Genomic DNA, 19813 nt, shown 5'->3' with positions numbered 1-19813 from the left:
TATTGCAGAGAGCTTAAAGCGTATAATATGAGCGAAGAAGTTAAAAAATTCAAAATAACGATAGACGGACAGACTACTGAAGTGTTGCCTGGGACTTCCATCCTGGAAGCAGCAAGACAAATCGGTGGAAAATCTGTACCTCCGGCAATGTGCTACTACAGCAAGTTGGAAACCAGTGGAGGAAGATGCAGAACTTGTTTAGTAGAAGTTTCTAAGGGATCTGAAGCGGACCCTCGTCCCATGCCAAAACTGGTGGCTAGCTGCAGAACCAATGTAATGGACGGAATGGAAGTGAAAAATCTTACTTCTGATAAAGCTCAAGAAGGTAGAAAAGCCGTTACTGAATTTTTATTGGTTAACCACCCGCTGGACTGCCCTATTTGTGATCAGGCTGGAGAATGTCATCTTCAGGATCTTGGATATGAACATGGTGTGGAAAATACCAGAACGGAGTTTGAAAGAAACACCTACGAAGCGGATGACCTGGGACCACATATCAAGCTGAATATGAACCGTTGTATTCTTTGTGCAAGATGTGTTCTTACAGCGAATCAACTTACTGAAACCAGAGAGCATGGTATTCTTTTCAGAGGAGATCACGCAGAAATCTCGACTTATTTAAATAAAGCTTTGGATAATGATTTCATTGGGAACGTTATCGACGTTTGTCCGGTAGGAGCTCTTACCGACAGAACCGCACGTTTTGCAAGCAGAGTTTGGTTTACCAACCCGATGAATGCTTCATGTAAATGTGACAAGTGTTCAGGAAAAGCAGTTGTATGGTTGAAAGGAGATGAAGTGGTAAGGGTTACAGCCAGAAAAGACCAGTGGGGAGAAGTTGAAGAATTTATCTGTGATACATGTCGTTTTGAAAGAAAAGAATTGAAAGACTGGAATATTGAAGGTCCAAGACATATCGACAGACATTCTGTGATTTCACTCAACCATTATGAAAAACCTAAGGATGAGCTAAGAGTTTTAGACAATCCTATGGCTAAAGAAATCAGTGAAAAAGACGAAAAATAACTTTAATAAGATTTCAGATATCAGACTACAGACATCAGATTAAAGATCTGAAATCTAGCATCTGACATCTCATATCTAACATCTATAATAAAAATGGATTTAATTACATTTAAATTGATACTTGTACTAGCACTTTTCTTGCTTTCGCTAACGATAGCGGCCTACTCTACCTGGGCAGAAAGAAAGGTTGCTTCTATCATGCAGGACAGAATCGGGCCTAACAGAGCCGGACCTTTCGGATTGCTGCAGCCTCTTGCTGATGGTGGAAAGTTTTTCTTTAAAGAAGACTTTACTCCTGCCAATGCAGAAAAATTCCTTTTCGTATTGGGACCTGCTTTGGTGATGTTTATTTCATTAATTACAGGAGCTGTTATTCCTTGGGGGAAAAGTTTAAATATCGGTGGAATGTCTTACGACCTTCAGGTGGCTAACATTGATGTCGGCGTACTTTTCATTATCGGAATGGCTTCCATTGGGGTTTATGGGATCATGATCGGAGGTTGGGCTTCTAATAATAAATATTCATTATTGGGTGCTATCCGTGCTTCTTCTCAGATGATCTCTTATGAATTGGCAATGGGATTGGCGCTGCTTTCTATCATCATGATGACAGGAAGTTTAGATTTAAAAGTAATTACTGAAGCTCAAACAACAGGAAAACTGTGGGGACTTATCCACATTGACGGGATGAACTGGAATATTTTCTATCAACCGTTGGCTTTCCTTATTTTTATTGTTGCTGCACTAGCAGAAACGAACAGACACCCTTTCGATTTACCGGAGTGTGAATCCGAACTTGTGACAGGATATTCTACGGAATATTCCTCCATGAAATTAGGTTTATACATGTTCGGAGAATATGTAAATATGTTTATCTCCAACGCATTTATGGTTGTTCTTTTCTTTGGTGGTTATAACTATCCGGGAATTGAGTGGGTAACACAAAACTGGGGAGAAAATATTGCAGGAATATTAAGTATCGGAGCGTTTTTAGTTAAAACCATTATCGGAATTCTGATCTTTATGTGGATCAGATGGACGCTACCGAGATTCAGATATGACCAGCTGATGCACTTAGGATGGAAAACTTTGATTCCATTGGCTGTTTTGAACCTGATTGTTACCGGAGCTTTGATTTTAGCATTCGGACATTAAAAAATTGAACATTTGAAATGAGCTGATTTGAAAGTGAAATCAAATTTTATCTTTACTTAAGCAGCTCTATTCAGACATAAAATATTAAAAATTAAGATAAAAGACAGAATTAGTCTACCATCTATAATCTATAATTAAATGAAACTTACTAACAGATCAAAAGTTGTTTCTAATAAAGAAATGACCCTTGCTGAGAAAATCTACTTACCGGCGATTTTCAAAGGTATGGGGATTACATTCAAGCATGCTGTAAGAACCGTTGTAAAAGGAGCTCCTGCAGTATACTCGTATCCAGAAGTACAGAAACCAAGAGCAGATATCTGGAGAGGTCAGCACGTTCTGAAAAGAGACGAGGAAGGCAGAGAAAGATGTACCGCTTGCGGACTTTGTGCGGTGGCATGTCCTGCAGAAGCAATTACCATGACTGCTGCTGAAAGAACTAAGGAAGAAAAACATCTTTACAGAGAAGAAAAATATGCATCAGTATATGAAATCAATATGCTGAGATGTATTTTCTGCGGAATGTGTGAAGAAGCATGTCCGAAATCAGCAATTTATTTAACCGATAGATTGGTAGATGTGGAAACCAACAGAGGTTCTTTTATCTATGGAAAAGATAAATTAGTTGAAAAGATAAACGAAAGGATTGACATCACGACAAGACAATCCGAGAAACAAAAAAATGCGGTAAAATAATGGATCAGTTTTTATTTTTCTTGGTGGCTTTTTTAGCAGTGGCAGGTGCAGTATACTTTGTATTTGCAAAAAATCCTTTGTATGCTATCTTATCATTAATTGTTACAATGTTTTCCATTGCAGGGATGTACATTCTTTTGAATGCCCAGTTCCTTGCCATTATTCAGATCATCGTGTATGCAGGAGCGATTATGGTATTGTTCCTTTACATCCTGATGATGCTTAATCTTAATAAAGAAGACGAAAGTAAGAAGAACAATACTTTAAAATTTATTGGAGTCTTTACAGCCGGTCTGTTATTGATTGGTATTTTAGGAGTATTCAGAGGAGTTCAGGACAACCATATTGTAGTGGAAAATGTAGACAGGGGTGTGGGTCTTACTAAAAATCTGGGTAAACTTTTGTTTAATGAATATGTTTTACCGTTTGAGCTTGCTTCCATCCTTATTTTGGCAGGTATTGTAGGTGCGGTATTAATCGGTAAAAAAGATTTATAAAATTATGGGAGAAGTAAATACATTTATACAAAGCGTCCCTTTAAATTATTTCATTATTCTTTCATCAGTATTGTTCTGTTTGGGAGTATTGGGAGTGTTATTGAGAAAAAACGCTATTGTAATTTTGGGTTGTGTAGAGCTTATGCTCAATTCTGCAAATCTTTTATTGGCTGCTTTTTCAGCGTATAAAGGAAACAGCGATGGACAACTTTTAGTTTTCTTCATTATGGTGGTTGCTGCTGCTGAAGTAGCAGTAGGTTTGGCAATTATTGCTATGCTATATAGAAATACCCGTTCTGTAGATGTTAGTATATTTAATAAATTAAGAGGATAAAGAATGGAAAATTTAGTGTATGCAATAGTACTTTTACCACTTTTAGGCTTTCTTATTAACGGTTTATTCGGGAAAAATCTTCCCAAAATAGTAGTAGGAGGATTGGCAACTGCAGCGGTTTTCGGATCTTTCTGTATCGCGGTAAGTATTTTCATGAATTTCAATTCTGAAAGCCAGCCGGTTATCGTAAAAGCTTTTGAATGGTTCAGAGTAAATGGAGTTCAGATTAACTTTGGTTTCCAGATCGATCAGTTATCTTTAATGATGATCATGATCATTACAGGTATCGGATCACTGATCCACTTATACTCTATCGGATATATGAGCCATGATAAAGGTTTCTATAAGTTCTTTACTTATCTGAATCTTTTCATCTTCTCTATGTTACTTTTAGTAATGGGAAGCAATTACCTGATCCTGTTTATCGGATGGGAAGGTGTAGGTTTGTGTTCCTATCTATTGATCGGATTCTGGTTCACAAATGAAGAATATGGTAAAGCAGCAAGAAAAGCGTTTATCATGAACAGAATTGGGGACCTTGGTTTATTGATCGGTATTTTCATGATCGCTTCTCAGACCAATGCTATTGATTATCTTTCAGTAGCTCAAAACGCTTCAAAATTTGAATTGGACGGAACTGTAATTATCTTTATTACGGCGAGTTTATTTATCGGTGCTACCGGTAAATCGGCACAGGTTCCTTTATATACATGGTTACCGGACGCAATGGCCGGACCAACTCCTGTTTCTGCATTAATTCACGCAGCAACAATGGTTACTGCGGGGATCTACCTGGTAGTAAGATCTAATTTCTTATTTACTTTGGCTCCAACTGTTCAGGGCGGAATTCTGTTGATCGGATTCTTAACTGCAGCTTTAGCAGGTTTCTATGCACTTCGTCAGAACGACATCAAAAAAGTATTGGCCTATTCTACTGTATCGCAGCTTGGATTTATGTTCATTGCTTTGGGATTAGGAGCTTATACTACAGCGATGTTCCATGTAATGACACACGCCTTCTTCAAAGCATTGTTATTCTTAGGAGCAGGATCTGTGATCCACGCTATGAGTAATGAGCAGGACATGCGTTTTATGGGCGGACTTAAGAAGGTAATTCCGATTACCCATGCTACTTTCCTTATCGGAACACTGGCAATCTCTGGTTTCCCTTTACTTTCAGGGATGATTTCCAAAGATGAGATTCTGGTAGCTGCATTTGCAAAAAATCCAATCTATTGGGTAATGTTATTCATTCTGGCAGCTATTACGGCAACGTATATGTTCAGACTGTATTACCTTACATTCCACGGAGAGTTCAGAGGAACTGAGGAACAGAAACACCACTTGCATGAAAGCCCGATGAACATGACGTTACCGTTGATCGTATTGGCTATTCTTTCTGTTATCGGAGGTTTTATTAATCTTCCTCACTTTATCGGCCACGGTCATTATGCAAAGTTAATGGAATGGCTGAAGCCGGTTCTTACTGAAGAAAGTTTCAAACAAATGGAAGCTACGCTTTCAGGAGTTGATTTTAATACTGAAATGATATTATTAGCAGCCACTGTTGTAATGTTCTTCGCGGTATGGTTCATCGTTAAAAACACGTATGTGAATAAGCAAAAGAGAGCCCTTCCGGAAGAAAGCTATACAGGCTGGGAAAAGCTGTCTGCTAAAAAATTATATATTGACGAACTTTACAATGCATTAATTGTAAAAACTGTTGAAGGATTAGGACGTGGAGGTAAAATGTTTGATAAGGGTGTTCTAGATCGTTTTGTAGACTTCGTAGGTGAAGGAGCTGAGGACAGCGGTAAATCTATGAAACGTATTCAAAACGGAAATGTTGAGACATACATTCTTATCATGTCTTTAGCTGTGGGAATTATACTGATTGTTAACTTTATATTACAATAATAATGTCTTGTTTATTATTAACATTATTGCTTTTACCTCTAGTAGGGTCGGGACTTGTTTTTGCCTGGAAAAATAAATCCAGCAAATATTTGGCACTAGGAATTGCATTGGTACAAATGCTTCTTACATTTTATATACTTTCGGATTTCGATTTTACTCCGACTGTAGATAGTGTATTGCAGCATGAGATCAATTATCCATGGTCACAATTTATTAAAAGCTCGCTTCATTTCGGTATTGACGGGATGAGTATGCTGCTTTTATTGCTGACCAATATCCTTTCGCCAATCATTATTTTATCTTCATTTAATGAGAACATCAATTACAGAAACTCATTCTATGGTCTTATCCTGTTGATGCAGTTTGGACTTGTAGGAGTTTTCACATCTCTGGATGGATTATTGTTCTACATTTTCTGGGAGGTAACACTGATTCCAATCTGGTTCATTGCCGGACTTTGGGGCCAGGAAAATAAAAGATTTGAATTCACCACGAAGTTCTTTGTATATACATTCGTAGGATCTTTATTCATGCTTGCCGGATTGATTTATGTGTATAATCACTCTGCATCATTTGCCTTAACAGATCTATACAATGCATCACTTAATGAAACTCAGCAGACGGTTGTATTTTGGTTTATATTCTTTGCATTTGCTGTGAAATTACCGATCTTCCCGTTCCACACATGGCAGCCTGATACCTATACCTACTCACCTACTCAGGGATCGATGTTATTATCAGGGATCATGCTTAAAATGGCTGTGTATGGTGTTATCCGTTATTTATTACCGATCACTCCTATTCCTATTATGGGAATTTCAGGGCAGATCGTTATTATCCTTGCGATAGTAGGAATCCTTCATGGAGCATTGATCGCAATTATCCAGAATGATATGAAGAGGATCATTGCCTATTCATCTTTCTCTCACGTTGGATTGATGGTAGCAGGTATTTTTGCATCTGCTGTTGTTACACTAAGAGGAACATTTACTACTGAAGGTGCTGAAGGTGCTTTGGTACAAACTTTTGCTCACGGTATTAATGTCGTAGGTTTATTCTATTGTGCAGACATTTTATATAAAAGATTTAAATCAAGAGACATCAGACAAATGGGTGGTTTAGCGAAAGTAGCTCCTAAATTTGCCGTATTGTTTTTACTGATCCTTTTAGGTTCAATGGGCGTTCCGTTGACTAATGGTTTTATCGGGGAATTCATTTTGATTAAATCAATCTTTGACTTTAATGTATTAGCTGCTATTATTGCAGGTTTAACTGTGATTCTTTCTGCTGTTTATCTATTGAGATTCTACGGAAAGGCAATGTTCGGAAAAGGAGATGAAGCCGTATTGAGTACAGCGAAAGATCTTTCAGGAGTGGAGTTTTCTGTTCTGGCCAGTTTAGCGGTTTTTGTGATCTTACTTGGTATTTTTCCTCAACCGGTAATCGAAATGGTGAGTAGTTCGCTGAAGTTTATCTATGCATCTTTGATTAATTAAAAGATTGAAAGATTCAAAAATTTAAAGATTAATTTAATAATTTAAAAAATTAAGAGAGTATGAAATTGAGAAGTCAGTGTTTTTATCTTGAATCTCGAATCTCGAATCTCAAATCTATATTATGAGTGTTTTAATTATTGTTTTCCTAACTGCAGTTGCTGCGTTATTTTCAGGCGTTTTTGAACAAGGAAAATTCGCAAGGTACATTGGGATTTTGGGGTTAATCATTGCATTATATGTTAGCTTCCTGCCTGAATGTTCATTTTTCGAACATTACAGACATATGTATGAATATGGCTCTAATACTGCCTTATTTACAAAAATCTCAATTGTAACTACTTTACTATTGTTCTTTCTGGGTGGTTTCGCATTCAGTAACCACAGAAGCCATCAGTCCGAATTGTATGCATTGATGCTATTCGCTTTGTGCGGAGGTATTACTCTTTTCGGATATCAGAATCTGGTAACCCTGTTCTTAGGTATTGAAATCCTTTCCATCCCATTGTATGTGATGGCCGGAGCTAATAAAACTGATTTAAGATCAAACGAAGCCTCTATAAAATACTTCCTGATGGGAGCGTTTGCCACCGGATTCCTTTTATTCGGTATTACGTTCATCTATGGAAGTACAGGAACTTTTGATATCTATAAAATCCATGATTTCGGAGCTGCTCACCCAAAAGATGTAATGTTCATCTTAGGGGTGATCCTGATGCTTTGTGCATTGGCATTTAAAGTAGCATTAGCACCGTTCCATATGTGGAGTCCTGATGTATATTATGGTTCTCCATCATTGATCACAGCTTTCATGGCAAGTGTTGTAAAAATTTCAGGATTTTTCGCATTCTTCAGATTAATGAATATAAGTTTTGCAGGAGTAACCCACGAATGGATTAATATACTTGGAGTATTCATTATCATAACCTTGCTTCTGGCCAATGTTATGGGTCTTGCACAGACCAATGCGAAAAGAATGCTGGCTTATTCTTCTGTTTCTCATGCAGGATATATCGGATTGGTATTCTTTGGAATGACGAATCTTTCTACTTATAATCTGGCTTTCTATCTTTTTGCTTACTCATTATCTACTGTAGGAGTATTTATGTGTCTGATATGGGTAGAAAAATTGAAAAGAGAAACTTCTTTTGGAGCATTTAAAGGATTGGCAAAATCAGAGCCTCTTTTGGCTACCGTAGCTGCAATCTCCATGCTTTCAATGGCTGGGGTTCCTTTAACAGCCGGTTTTATGGGTAAATTTGCATTATTTTCCCAGGCAATGAACGGAGCTGCCTTTTTAGTGCTGGTTGCCGTTTTAGGTTCTGCAGTTTCAATTGCTTATTACCTGAGATTAATCATAGCCATGTTTTTCTTTAAAGAAACAACATTCAAAACTTCAGAAAAAGTAACAATTACGTATAATATTGTAGCGGTGGTAATTATAGCTTCTATCATCATTTTAGGAGTATTCCCTGACCTGTTCGCAAAACAATTTGGACTGTAATCAAAATCATAAAAATATAAAAGCACAACATAAAGTTGTGCTTTTTTTATAACTTTACTTTATAATTTTCAGCATTGTTACATCTTTACAAAAAAGACGCCCCTTTTCAAGTATCCATTTCATTCAAAAAATATTTGGATGTTCTTGAGCATATCCGGTACAATGACCGATTAGAATACCGGGTGAATTATGCGGAATCCCTTATCGAGAAAACAAAAAAAATCAAGGAGCTCAAAGACGGTTTCCAGGATGTTTCGTTATTGGAAAAACACGAGGACCTCATCAGGCTTCTATTGGCAGACTTGTTTCCAACGGGTTTAACCAATAATGAGATAAAAGCCGCCAGTATTCCTCTTTCAAAAACGACATTCAATTATACCGAACGATTCAAGAATATTTTAAAAGATGCCGGTAAGGATTTTGAAATTGAGCTTAGGAATATCAGTGATGATGAATTCTATGTATTCTGCTGCTGTCTTATCCTCCAAAGTTATTTCAAGAGAGATGTGAAAAGTACAATGCCATTGTATTATGATATACCCAATAAGCAGGGAATCATGAAGCATTATAAAATCACAGTAAATTCAGATTTCACAGATATTTATCCTACGGAAAAGGCTAAAATACCGGCGGATGATGTTATCGACATGCTTCTTGAAAACCTGGATGATTACAAGCTGTGGAAAAAACACTTCCCATCGAAATCATGGGTCTTAAAAGGTTTTACCATTGTTTCTCTGGTCGACTGTACATCTGAAGTTGCACTTTCCGATCTTAAATCAAGTATGATCCAGATTGATCCTGAAAACCTTACTCCGGATAACAACCTGATCGAGATATTTAAGTCTTATTTTGATGTCGCGGAATTGAACTTCGGGCTGATGCTTTTCAACAAAAAAGACCAGAGGCTGGAAAAGGTTCCGATTTACGAAAATCTTTTTACGAATCATATCCTCGACTTTTGGATCAATACCTTTGATGAAGAAACCCGGAAAAGTACCTTTGAAAATTTAAATAACAACTCCAGGGCTATTGTCATATCCAATGTCAATAATATGGAGCAGGAAATAAAAGATCAGCCTTCCTTTAGCATCTTAAAGGAAAACAACATCAACAGTTTCATGGTAATTCCAATCATGAAAGATGGAGAATTACTCGCCATTATGGAGTTTACCTCTCCTATTCCCAATAGTCTGAATGGCTTAAAGTTGAAAAAGCTGGAGTTTTTCAGTGATATGATTCTTTTTTCGCTGAACAGATTCAGTTTTGAAAAGAATTATCAGATTGAGGCAATCATTCAACGGGAATACACGTCCATCCACAACAGTGTGGTCTGGAAGTTCAGAAATGAGGCAGAAAAGTATTTTAATGCTTCGTTAGCCAAGAAGATCTATACCTTAAAGCAGATTTCTTTCAAAAATCTTACGCCGTTATTTGGATTCTCTGATATCCGTTCTTCCTCCGAAAAACGATTCAATCTTATGTTGGAAGATCTTAATAGGCAGATTGATTGTCTTCATGATATTTTCACTCTGGTCAATTCAGATTCCGAGAAATATTTACTGGCTTTGGAGATTTTTGAAAATGAACTGAATAATGAGATCAAGGCCGATACGGAACAGCGCTTCCAAAGGTTATTAAGGGATGAAATTCATCCGTATCTTCAGGCAAAATTAGAGGTAAGGTCCACTAAGGAGGTAAAAACAATGATTTCAGAGTATTTTTCCCAGGTCTTCACTCAAACCGATCTATTTTACAACAGCAGAAAAAGCCTTGATGATTCGATTACTCTGATCAACAGGAAACTTGCCGATATACTTGATGAGAATCAGATCAAAGCGCAAGCCATATTTCCTCATTACTACGAAAGGTTTAAATCAGATGGTGTAGAGCATAATTTATTCATCGGACCAAGTATCACTCCGGATCTTCATTACACATCCAAGGTGGTTCACCAGTTAAGATACTGGCAGCTGAAAACGATCTGTAAAATGGAACAGGAAATTAAAACCTTTAAGGAAGAGCTTCCCATTCCGTTGGATATCGCTTCACTTATTTTCGTTTATAATGAAAAAATAGATATCCGCTTCCGTATGGATGAAAAGCGTTTCGATGTAGATGGTGCTTACAATTCGTATTATGAAATTATCAAAAAAAGAATAGATAAGGCTCATATAAAAAATTCAACCGAAAGAATTACCTGTCCGGGAAAAATAACTATTGTTTACTTTGGAATGGAAAACCAGAAAGAATACCTGCAATACATCAGTAAGCTTCAGAAAAAAGAAATTCTTCAGTCTGACGTTGAGTTTTTAAAGGTTGAAGACCTCCAGGGGATAACAGGATTATTAGCTCTAAGGGTTTCGATTGCTTAAAGATTTTCTTCACAAAAAAACATCAGGCTTCCCTTTAGTTCACTTGTAAAATATAGTGGGAATAATCCTATTTCCCTATAGAATTATCCTATCATCCTGAACACGATTAAAGTGTAAGGAATGCATAGGCAAAAGAAAGTACGGAAATTATAATTCCTGCCATGAAAATCTGATACGTAATCGATAAAAGTTTATATTTTCTGTCCAGGACCTTTCCCAGGTAATACAGGTCTTTTACCATCGAATCATAGATATAATCCCTGTCCTTGATCAGATCCTTCATTGCATTGTGGTAATCATCAAAGATCATTTGATGAAAGTTTCCAAAAAACAGGAGGTTTACTTTTCTATTGCTAACATCTGTGTTCGTAAATTTCGTTTTTGTCACATTCGGCTTTGTGGATAAGATGGCAAAAATAATGGTCATCACACTTGAAATAAGCAACAGAAAACTAGGTACAATCAGGTGGGCGTTTTTAGGTGCATCCAGCTTTGGTACCAGAACTGACAGACAAACCGAGATAATAATCGCATTTACAGAAAGTAATATGTTGGCCTTGCTGTCTGCAATATCACTAAGGCGGGTATGGTTATTTAAAGTAACCCTGAACAGAGTATCCACACTTCTGTCGGATTTCGGTTCTTTAGGTTCTTTTTTATTGTCTTTAGCATCGGAATTTTCCTTCTTCTCCTCTTCCTTTTCCAACTTCTTCTCAATCTTCTTAATATTCTTTTTCTTTAAAGGCTCCCAATTTTCTTTGGCATAATCGGTATAATATTTATGCTTGTTTTTCAGAAGCTCAAGGTTTCCGGCATTCCATTCATCATTAGAAAAGCATCTTACATTGGTAAGCTCCCACTCTTTCCTTAAAGAATCCGAAATATCATTATAATCATGGCTTGCAAAATGGCTGCAATCGGCATCTTTTGCTATTTTCTCCAGTAAATTCTGAGGTTCATAGTTGATCTTTGTCGCCAAAATCAATTTAGAAACGTCTTCGATATAATCTTCAGGATAATTTTCATTGATGAGAAAATTTTTCATAATCTCTACTCCCTTCTCTTCATGATCCTGAGCACATTCAATATATCCTGCATCATGAAACCACAGAGCTAATATCACTTTCTCCTGGTCTTCTTTGGAGACAGGAGTATTTTTCATTATTTCTTCGGCCTTGTTAACCGTATATGTGGTATGAATAAAATTATGATAGAAATATACAGAAGATAACTTATCTTTGAATAAGTTTTCAACATAATTTTTAGCTTTTTGTAAAATATCCATTACTGAATTTTTGTTAATGTAAATTTATGAATTTATCCTTTAAAACTCATCTAAAAATAATTTCAGTCCCATTTAGGTTCTTATTGGTATCAGGACTCTTATATTCTTGTGCTACCTATAACGTAAAAAAGGGAAAAAACTTACAGGAAATTAAAAATTCTGCTATAAATTCTGAAAACGACTTTAAAATTTTCCTGGTTGGGGATGCGGGCAACGCAGATGAGCCACAGGCGAAGCAAACATTAGATATTCTTAAGGGTAAACTGGACTCAGCCGACAAAAATTCGATGCTGATCTTTTTGGGTGATAATATCTATCCTTCAGGAATGCCTAAAAAGAAAGATAAAGAGTATCCTCTGGCTAAAGAAAAAATGGAAAATCAGCTTTCCATTACAAAAAATTTCAAGGGAAGAACCCTCGTCATTCCCGGAAATCACGATTGGTATCATGGTTTAGACGGATTAAAAGCACAGGAAGATTTTGTGAAGGATTATCTGAATGATAAAAAGGCTTTTTTACCTAAAAATGCTTGTCCTATTGATGATATAAGCCTGACCAGTGATATCAAGTTAATCGTTATCGATAGTGAGTGGGTTATAGCCAACTGGGACAAATATCCGGGAATGAATAAAAACTGCAATATCAAAACCCGGGACGATCTTTTTTATGAATTCCAGGATCTGATTACTAAAAATCAGGGAAAAAGGATTATTGTCGCTTTACACCACCCTGTTATCAGCAGTGGAACTCATGCGGGATATAATTCTGCTAGGTCTCACCTTTTTCCATTTAAAGGAAATATTCCGGCTCCCGGCATGGCAACAATTATTAACATTCTGAGAAATACCTCCGGTGCCAGCATGGAGGATATCAACAACCAGCATTATGCCGACCTTGCCAACAGGTTAAAGAGTATCGTCCAGGATAAAGAAAATGTAATCTTTGTTTCGGGACATGACCATAACCTTCAATACCACACCGACAGGAATATCAAACAGATCATCAGCGGCGGAGGCTCCAAAGTAGATCCTGCAACCATCGCTGAACAGACCGATTTTTCCTACGGAGGAAGTGGTTTCGCTGTTTTAAACATCCGCAAAGATCAAAGCTGTGATGTTGAGTACTTTTCCACTAAAAATAGCAAGGTTAAAACATTGGCCCATATCGACGTAATATCCAAACCTGAAACCTTTGTCAACAACTACCCTAATTCCTTTCCGGCTACCATCACCTCAACGGTGTATCCGGAAAACTTAACGGAAAAAAGGAAGTTCTACAGATGGTTATGGGGTGACCATTACAGAAAATATTATGGAATTCCTATTGAAGCTAAAACTGCCAATATTTCAGAATTAGACGGTGGATATATCCCTTTCAGGGAAGGAGGTGGAAACCAGTCCAACAGCCTGAGATTAAAAGCTAAAGATGGTCAGGAATTCGTCATGAGAGGCATTAAAAAAAAGTGCCGTACGTTTTCTGAATAACATGGCCTTTAAAAAAAGTACCTTCGGAGAGGAACTGTATGACACTTTTCCGGACAAATTCCTGCTTGACTTCTATACAACCAGTCATCCGTTCACTCCATTTATTGTTGGAAATCTGGCGGAAAAAGTAAATATTACGCACAGTAATCCAAGATTATTCTATATTCCAAAACAACAGGCCCTTGGAGATTACAATGAACATTACGGTGACGAAATGTACATGATCGAAGAACGCTTTTCTTCAGATCCTAAAACGCTTGAATCCCTGGACAATGCAAGAGATATTCTTTCAACCGACGATGTCCTGAAAAACCTATCCAAAAATTATAAATACTCTGTCGACAAAGAATCGTACATCAGAGCCAGAATTTTTGATATGCTTTTAGGAGATTGGGACAGACATTCCGATCAATGGAAATGGGCAGAATATAAAGACGGTGATAAAATCATCTACAAGCCGATTCCAAGAGACCGTGACCAGGCTTTCAGCAAGTATGACGGTGCTGCATTTAAACTGATCATGAACGTTCCGGCTATCCGCCATATGAAAACGTTCAAGGAAGACATTCAAAGTGTAAAACTCCTGGCTACAGAACCTTATCCTATTGATCTTGTTTTCTTAAAAGGTTCAACACAGGAAGAATGGATTGCACAGGCAAAATATATTCAGGAGCACCTTACTGATGCTGATATCAATAAAGCATTCGATCATTTGCCGAAAGAGGTTAGAGATGAAACCAGTGAGGATATTCAGAGAAAATTAAAATTAAGAAAAGAAAAACTACAGGACTATGCTGTCCAGTATTATGATGTTTTACAGGAAAAAGTTCCGTTAGCAGGAACTGTAAACCAGGATAAATTTGTAATCGTTAAAAATGCAAATTCCGTTGATGTTAAACAGTATAAACTTGACGATAAAGGTGAAAACCCTGAATTGGTATTTGAAAAAACATATTACGACAATAAAACCAAAGAGCTTTGGATCTACGGTCTTGAAGATGATGATGTTTACGACGTGTCAGGAAACGGCAAACCTAAAATGAATATCAGATTGGTGGGAGGAGATAATCACGATGTATATAATGTTTCCAACGGAAGAAAGATCAGCATCTATGATTTTAAATCCCAAAAGAATACCTATAACGCAGGTTCAGCGGCCAAACATATTTCCGATGATTATGATGTCAACACCTATAATTACAAGCATCCAAAGTATAACTTCTTTGCCGGCTATCCCAATGCAGATTACAACCCGGATGACGGATTGATTATCGGTGTTTTAGCCAATTATACAGTAAACAACTTCGTTCGTGATCCATTTACACAGAAACATAGTTTAAAAGCCAATTTTTACACCAATACAGCAGGTTTCAGCCTTGCTTACAAAGGTATCTTTAAGAAAGCAATTTCAGGATGGGATTTCAATCTTGATGCAGCCTATACTACTCCCCGTTTTTCCGAAAACTTCTTTGGATTATCCAATGAAAGTGAATATGACCGTGAGGATACTAAAGCAAAGTACAACAGGGCCAGGATCTCAAAATTTAATTTTGCCCCTTCCATTTCAAAGAAGAGCTGGCTTAATTTAAGCCATCAGTTTCAGCTTACCTTTGAAGACAATAAGGTACAGAGAAAGGGTGACCGCTTTGTGGATCAATCTCCTGATGTAAATCCTGGTGTTTTCAAAAGTCAGCAATTCGGAGGAGCCAATTATACCTTTAGTTTCAAAAACCTAGATAATAACGCTTTTCCTACCTTAGGCCTGGAATTTGTCGCGATCGTAAACTGGAAAACCAATCTCTCGGACTTCGACAGAAACTTTTTATTTGTAAACGGATCATTAAATATTCATCACAGGATCGATAAAAAAGCAAATTTTGTTTTTTCGAATTCCAATAATGTAATGTGGATCAACAACAATAATTTTGAGTTTTATCAGGCAGCAAGTATCGGGGGTAACAATGGCTTGAGGGCATTCAGAAATGACCGGTTTTCCGGAAAATCGTACTTTACTAACAACTCCGAGATCCGTTGGGACTTTGGAAGGATCAAAAACAATATTATTCCGGCTAATCTGGGTATATTGGTTGGATATGATCTGGGACGGGTTTGGAATGATAACGAGAATTCCAGAAAATGGCATCAGGCTGCAGGAGTTGGTTTATGGTTAAGCCTTGTCGAAATGTTTTCCGCAAGATTAAACTATTTCTATGGATCTGACGGGGGAAGAATTTCTGCAGGCGTAGGAATGAATTTCTAAAACGGCACTATCCATTTTTATTGTTAAAAATTTTACATTTTTCAATACAAAAAAGCTTTAGAATACGTTATTAAAATAATAAAAAGTCGCACAGAAATTTCTGCGCGACTTTTTTATATTATATTCGAAAGATCAATTTAAAAGGAAGTGCTGATTCACACGTCCGCTTAACTGAAAATTATCTCTAAGGTTTTAATGTAAAAAGATAAACATTACCTCCATCCTTCTTATCCTTTTCATCAGCAATTAAAAGATTTTTATCATCCACAAAAGTAACCGCTTCTTTCTGCGAATTATGGTGTAATGAAATTTTTTGAACTTTAATTTTCGAAAAGTCATCAGGAGTAAAGCCTGTAACGATACGCACATTTTTATGATTCAGCAATACGATCTGATCCCCTTTACTATTGATTGACGCTGCTGTGATAGCTGCATCGGCATACTTTCCATCCAGCTTGAATTTACCCATTAGCTTTGCTTCAAAATCACCTGCTTTATTGGGTACACGGAAAATCAGAAAACTCCCGTCAAAACCTTTGCTTCTGTTTTTAGTAAAAAGATAAAAATTTCCGTTCATCTCAACAAAAGCTTCACAGTCATATAAAAGGTTTGACTTTTTAGGCGGAAACTCTGTTTGTCCTTCATAATGAAAGCTGGTCTTCTGGGTAACTTTTGTCGTTGTCTGAGAGGCATCTTTTAAATCAATTTTCAAAATAGAAAGATTGCGTCTGTCATTATCATTGTTCCCGAAATCACCAATATAGATATTTCCGTCACGGTCGCTGGTAATTTCTTCCCAATCATTATTTTCAGCATTCTCCACCAACACATCCGAAACAAATGCTCCCTTTGTGTCCAGTCCGTACACCCGGTTTTTATTTCCCTGGTCTTCTATAGCCCATATTGTCTTTTTATCCGGAGACAAGGTAATACCGGAAACTTCTTTTAATTTTTTAGGTAATGAAAACTCTACTTTTAAAGTATCTTCTTTAGTTTGTTCTGAATTTTTAGGATTACATCCCATTAATAAAAGAGAGGTTACCATACAAAAGATATACATTTTCATTAATTTTTATTTAATATTTTAACTTCATCCCAAAGCAAATCCATCTCTTCCAGGGACATTTCTCCTAAATTCAGATTTCTTTCCGACGCCATCTCTTCCATCTTCTGAAATCTTGAGATAAATTTTAAATTAGTTTTCTCCAGGGCAGAATCAGGATTAATTCCGGTGATCCGTGCGTAATTAATCAGGGAGAAAAATACATCTCCCAGTTCCTGCTCTTTTTTCTCAAGATCCGTTTCAGCATGAAATTCTTCAAGTTCCTCATCTACTTTCTTCCATGCATCCTCCGCATCATGAAATTCAAATCCAATTCCTTTCACTTTATCCTGAACCCGGTAAGCTTTTACCATACTAGGAAGACTTTTGGGTACCCCTCCTAAAATGGATTTATTCCCTTCTTTCAGTTTTAGTTTTTCCCAATTCTGCTTTACTTCTTCTTCATCTTTCACCTCTGTATCTCCATAAATGTGGGGATGACGGAAAATAAGCTTTTCATTAAGGGAATTGATGACATCTGCAATATCAAAACTTTCTTTTTCAGAACCTATTTTAGCATAGAAAACCAAGTGAAGCAATACATCTCCCAATTCTTTTTTGATCTCCTGCAGGTCTTCCTGTAAGATAGCATCAGAGAGTTCATAGGTTTCTTCAAGTGTAAGATGACGCAGAGATTGTAAGGTCTGCTTCTGATCCCACGGGCACTTTTCACGAAGGTCGTCCATAATGTCCAATAATCTTCCGAAAGCGTCTAATTTTTCTTGTCTGGTATTCATAGGTCAATTGGGAATTCAATCTTATACAAATGTAAGGGTTATTTTAACTTGGGTACAAAACTTCGTGGGGAAAGTTAGATGTTAGATGTTAGATGTTAGATGTTAGATGTTAGATGTTAGATGTTAGATGTTAGATGTTAGATGTTAGATGTTAGATGCAAAATTAAGGAGAAGCCTTTGAATAGATTTTTTTTGGCTTTAAAAATTTTATCCGGTACTTTTTTTTTATTAAAAAAGCCTTGTTAAGAAAATTCTCAACAAGGCTTTATTTTAAATCAGGGCAAAGGGATTATCCCATTTTTCTGTGTGTACTTTTAGTAGCAGCTTTTGCTCCTGTTGAAGCTTTTGCTTTTGGAGTAGCAGGTTTTTCTGCTTTTGGAGCTGCTTTTTTAGGGGCTGCTTTCTCAGTAACAGCAACTTCATCCTGTGCCGGGTCTAAAGTTTCAGGCTCAGCTTTAACAAAGCTTTCAGGTGTAATATATCCTGCCTTGTGAAGGATATTATACCACTGTGCTAGTTTTTTGATGTCAGAAGCATATACTCTCTCCGTATCATAATTAGGAAGAGAAGCTGCCATAAATTCTTTCAACTCAGCGTCAGAAGATTTATGAGAAATTGTTTCTTTGTAATCCTGGTTTTTAGCAATATTTTCAAAAACCTCAAACAAAGGAACCTCCTTATCAAATGTAAACATAGCAATGTTATCCAACAAGCTCACCTGGCTTGAGTTTCCTATACTTACTTTCTTCTTTGTAGATACATCTTCAATAATAAATCCGTTTCTTAATTGAGAAACTAATTTAAAAAGTCCTGGCTTTCCAGAGATTGAAATTATTTTTTCTAACAACATAATTTTATTTTTTTAATTTTTAGTAATCAGTAGAAACCTTTTACTGTCTATTATTTTTTGTTTATAATTAAATACACCTGTTACTTCGGAAATCTCATTTTGTAGTTGATGCTTACATCCCCCTGAGATATTTTTGTTAATTTACCTTTTACCAGCTTTTTCTTTAAGGCACTAAGGTGATCGGTAAATAATGTCCCTTCAATATGATCATATTCATGTTGAATTACGCGGGCTCTAATATCGGAAAAAGTTTCTGTATGCTTCACAAAATTTTCGTCATAATATTCGATCAGGATTGTGCTCTTTCTTTTTACATCTTCTCTCACATCCGGAATCGAAAGGCAGCCTTCGTTAAACTTCCACTCTTCCCCGGATTCTTCCAGAATTTTAGCGTTGATGAAAACTTTTTTGAAGCTTTTCAATTCTTCTTTGATATCTTCATAATCCTCATCATCAGCCAAAGGAGTTACATCTATTACGAATAAACGAATATCTAGGCCAATCTGCGGAGCTGCAAGGCCAATTCCGTTCGCACTATTCATAGTTTCGAACATATTATCAATCAGTTCTTGTAAATCGGGATAATTTTTGTCTATATCTTTGCCTACTTTTCTTAAAATAGGATCCCCAAAGGCTCTTATTGGTAGAATCATCTTGTTCTTTGTTCTAAAAAATTCTGCAATATGATGGTTGCACTTATTTTATCTATTAAACCCTTTTCCTCTCTCTTTTTTTTACTTTTCCCACTCTGGGAAATAAAAAATGATGCCATTTTGGAAGTAAACCTTTCATCAAAACGGTAAACGGAAATAGTTGGAAATTCTTTTTTAAATTCATCAATGAATTGTAAAATATCTGTTTCCACCTCGGATACGTTTCCTTTTAAATCTATCGGAAGTCCTATTACCACATCATCTACCTTATTTTCGCTGAAATATTTTTTCAGAAAAGGCAGTATATGTTTTGTTTCTACAGTATCAAGGCTGCTCGCTATAATCTGCATGTCATCCGTTGTTGCAATGCCACAACGGGCCTTTCCATAGTCTATTGCAAGGATTTGTCCCATAGGTTTGCAAATTTAGTAAATTTTAATGATTT

17 protein-coding genes are annotated in these 19813 nt (G+C 36.6%); 11 read left to right on the top strand and 6 right to left on the bottom strand.

Going from position 1 to position 19813, the window contains the following annotated elements; genetic code table 11:
* The first annotated feature begins 27 nt into the window (after window positions 1-27).
* The 9 genes from ACJ5H0_RS17935 (at window position 28) to ACJ5H0_RS17895 (ending at window position 10997) form a co-directional block, all read left to right on the top strand.
* A complete protein-coding gene (locus tag ACJ5H0_RS17935; protein WP_172283666.1) occupies window positions 28-1026 on the top strand; it encodes a 2Fe-2S iron-sulfur cluster-binding protein in 999 nt (332 codons plus the stop codon).
* 93 nt (window positions 1027-1119) lie between these two features.
* Window positions 1120-2181: an NADH-quinone oxidoreductase subunit NuoH gene (nuoH, locus tag ACJ5H0_RS17930; protein ID WP_172283664.1), complete on the top strand. Its 1062-nt coding sequence runs from the start codon at window positions 1120-1122 to the stop codon at window positions 2179-2181.
* A gap of 138 nt (window positions 2182-2319) precedes the next feature.
* Window positions 2320-2877: a NuoI/complex I 23 kDa subunit family protein gene (locus ACJ5H0_RS17925; RefSeq protein ID WP_172283662.1), complete on the top strand. Its 558-nt coding sequence runs from the start codon at window positions 2320-2322 to the stop codon at window positions 2875-2877.
* Window positions 2877-3374: an NADH-quinone oxidoreductase subunit J family protein gene (locus ACJ5H0_RS17920; RefSeq protein ID WP_172283660.1), complete on the top strand. Its 498-nt coding sequence runs from the start codon at window positions 2877-2879 to the stop codon at window positions 3372-3374. The genes ACJ5H0_RS17925 and ACJ5H0_RS17920 overlap by 1 nt, the downstream gene beginning before the upstream one ends.
* 4 nt (window positions 3375-3378) lie before the next feature.
* Complete coding sequence (gene nuoK, locus ACJ5H0_RS17915; protein ID WP_172283658.1) at window positions 3379-3708, top strand: NADH-quinone oxidoreductase subunit NuoK; 330 nt, start codon at window positions 3379-3381, stop codon at window positions 3706-3708.
* 3 nt (window positions 3709-3711) lie between these two features.
* Window positions 3712-5625, top strand: a complete 1914-nt coding sequence (gene nuoL, locus ACJ5H0_RS17910; protein ID WP_172283656.1) for an NADH-quinone oxidoreductase subunit L — start codon at window positions 3712-3714, stop codon at window positions 5623-5625.
* Window positions 5626-5627: 2 nt separating this feature from the next.
* Window positions 5628-7121: a complex I subunit 4 family protein gene (locus ACJ5H0_RS17905; protein ID WP_172283654.1), complete on the top strand. Its 1494-nt coding sequence runs from the start codon at window positions 5628-5630 to the stop codon at window positions 7119-7121.
* 121 nt (window positions 7122-7242) lie between these two features.
* Complete coding sequence (locus tag ACJ5H0_RS17900; protein ID WP_172283652.1) at window positions 7243-8622, top strand: NADH-quinone oxidoreductase subunit N; 1380 nt, start codon at window positions 7243-7245, stop codon at window positions 8620-8622.
* Window positions 8623-8696: 74 nt separating this feature from the next.
* Window positions 8697-10997, top strand: coding sequence for a GAF domain-containing protein (locus ACJ5H0_RS17895; protein WP_172283650.1), 2301 nt, complete (start codon window positions 8697-8699; stop codon window positions 10995-10997).
* A 106-nt stretch (window positions 10998-11103) separates the two neighbouring features.
* Here ACJ5H0_RS17895 and ACJ5H0_RS17890 read toward each other — a convergent pair whose 3' ends face one another.
* Window positions 11104-12282: a Pycsar system effector family protein gene (locus tag ACJ5H0_RS17890; protein WP_172283648.1), complete on the bottom strand. Its 1179-nt coding sequence runs from the start codon at window positions 12280-12282 to the stop codon at window positions 11104-11106.
* 26 nt (window positions 12283-12308) lie between these two features.
* Here ACJ5H0_RS17890 and ACJ5H0_RS17885 point away from each other — a divergent pair, with 26 nt between their 5' ends.
* On the top strand, window positions 12309-13766 hold the full coding sequence (locus ACJ5H0_RS17885) for a metallophosphoesterase (protein WP_411251080.1): 1458 nt from the start codon (window positions 12309-12311) through the stop codon (window positions 13764-13766).
* Between the two features lies 1 nt (window position 13767).
* Window positions 13768-16026, top strand: a complete 2259-nt coding sequence (locus tag ACJ5H0_RS17880; protein ID WP_411251077.1) for a BamA/TamA family outer membrane protein — start codon at window positions 13768-13770, stop codon at window positions 16024-16026.
* 184 nt (window positions 16027-16210) lie between these two features.
* Here ACJ5H0_RS17880 and ACJ5H0_RS17875 read toward each other — a convergent pair whose 3' ends face one another.
* The 5 genes from ACJ5H0_RS17875 to ruvX all read right to left on the bottom strand — a co-directional run bounded on the left by ACJ5H0_RS17875 (window position 16211) and on the right by ruvX (window position 19781).
* Entirely contained in the window at window positions 16211-17092 is an 882-nt protein-coding gene (locus tag ACJ5H0_RS17875) for an SdiA-regulated domain-containing protein (protein WP_411251074.1), read from the bottom strand.
* Window positions 17092-17865: a nucleoside triphosphate pyrophosphohydrolase gene (mazG, locus tag ACJ5H0_RS17870; protein WP_172283644.1), complete on the bottom strand. Its 774-nt coding sequence runs from the start codon at window positions 17863-17865 to the stop codon at window positions 17092-17094. Before mazG ends, ACJ5H0_RS17875 begins: the two co-directional genes overlap by 1 nt.
* A 289-nt stretch (window positions 17866-18154) precedes the next feature.
* Window positions 18155-18715, bottom strand: coding sequence for a DUF5606 family protein (locus ACJ5H0_RS17865; RefSeq protein ID WP_172283642.1), 561 nt, complete (start codon window positions 18713-18715; stop codon window positions 18155-18157).
* Between the two features lie 80 nt (window positions 18716-18795).
* Window positions 18796-19368: a peptide deformylase gene (gene def / locus ACJ5H0_RS17860; RefSeq protein WP_172283640.1), complete on the bottom strand. Its 573-nt coding sequence runs from the start codon at window positions 19366-19368 to the stop codon at window positions 18796-18798.
* Window positions 19365-19781, bottom strand: coding sequence for a Holliday junction resolvase RuvX (gene ruvX, locus ACJ5H0_RS17855; protein ID WP_172283638.1), 417 nt, complete (start codon window positions 19779-19781; stop codon window positions 19365-19367). The genes def and ruvX overlap by 4 nt, the downstream gene beginning before the upstream one ends.
* Window positions 19782-19813: the final 32 nt, after the last annotated feature.

Origin of the sequence: Chryseobacterium proteolyticum, from assembly GCF_046591535.1 — a bacterium.
In the GTDB taxonomy this organism is placed as follows: Bacteria; Bacteroidota; Bacteroidia; order Flavobacteriales; family Weeksellaceae; genus Chryseobacterium; species Chryseobacterium proteolyticum.
Note: the sequence above shows the minus strand (reverse complement) of the source record. Positions and strands in the feature narration are given on the sequence as shown.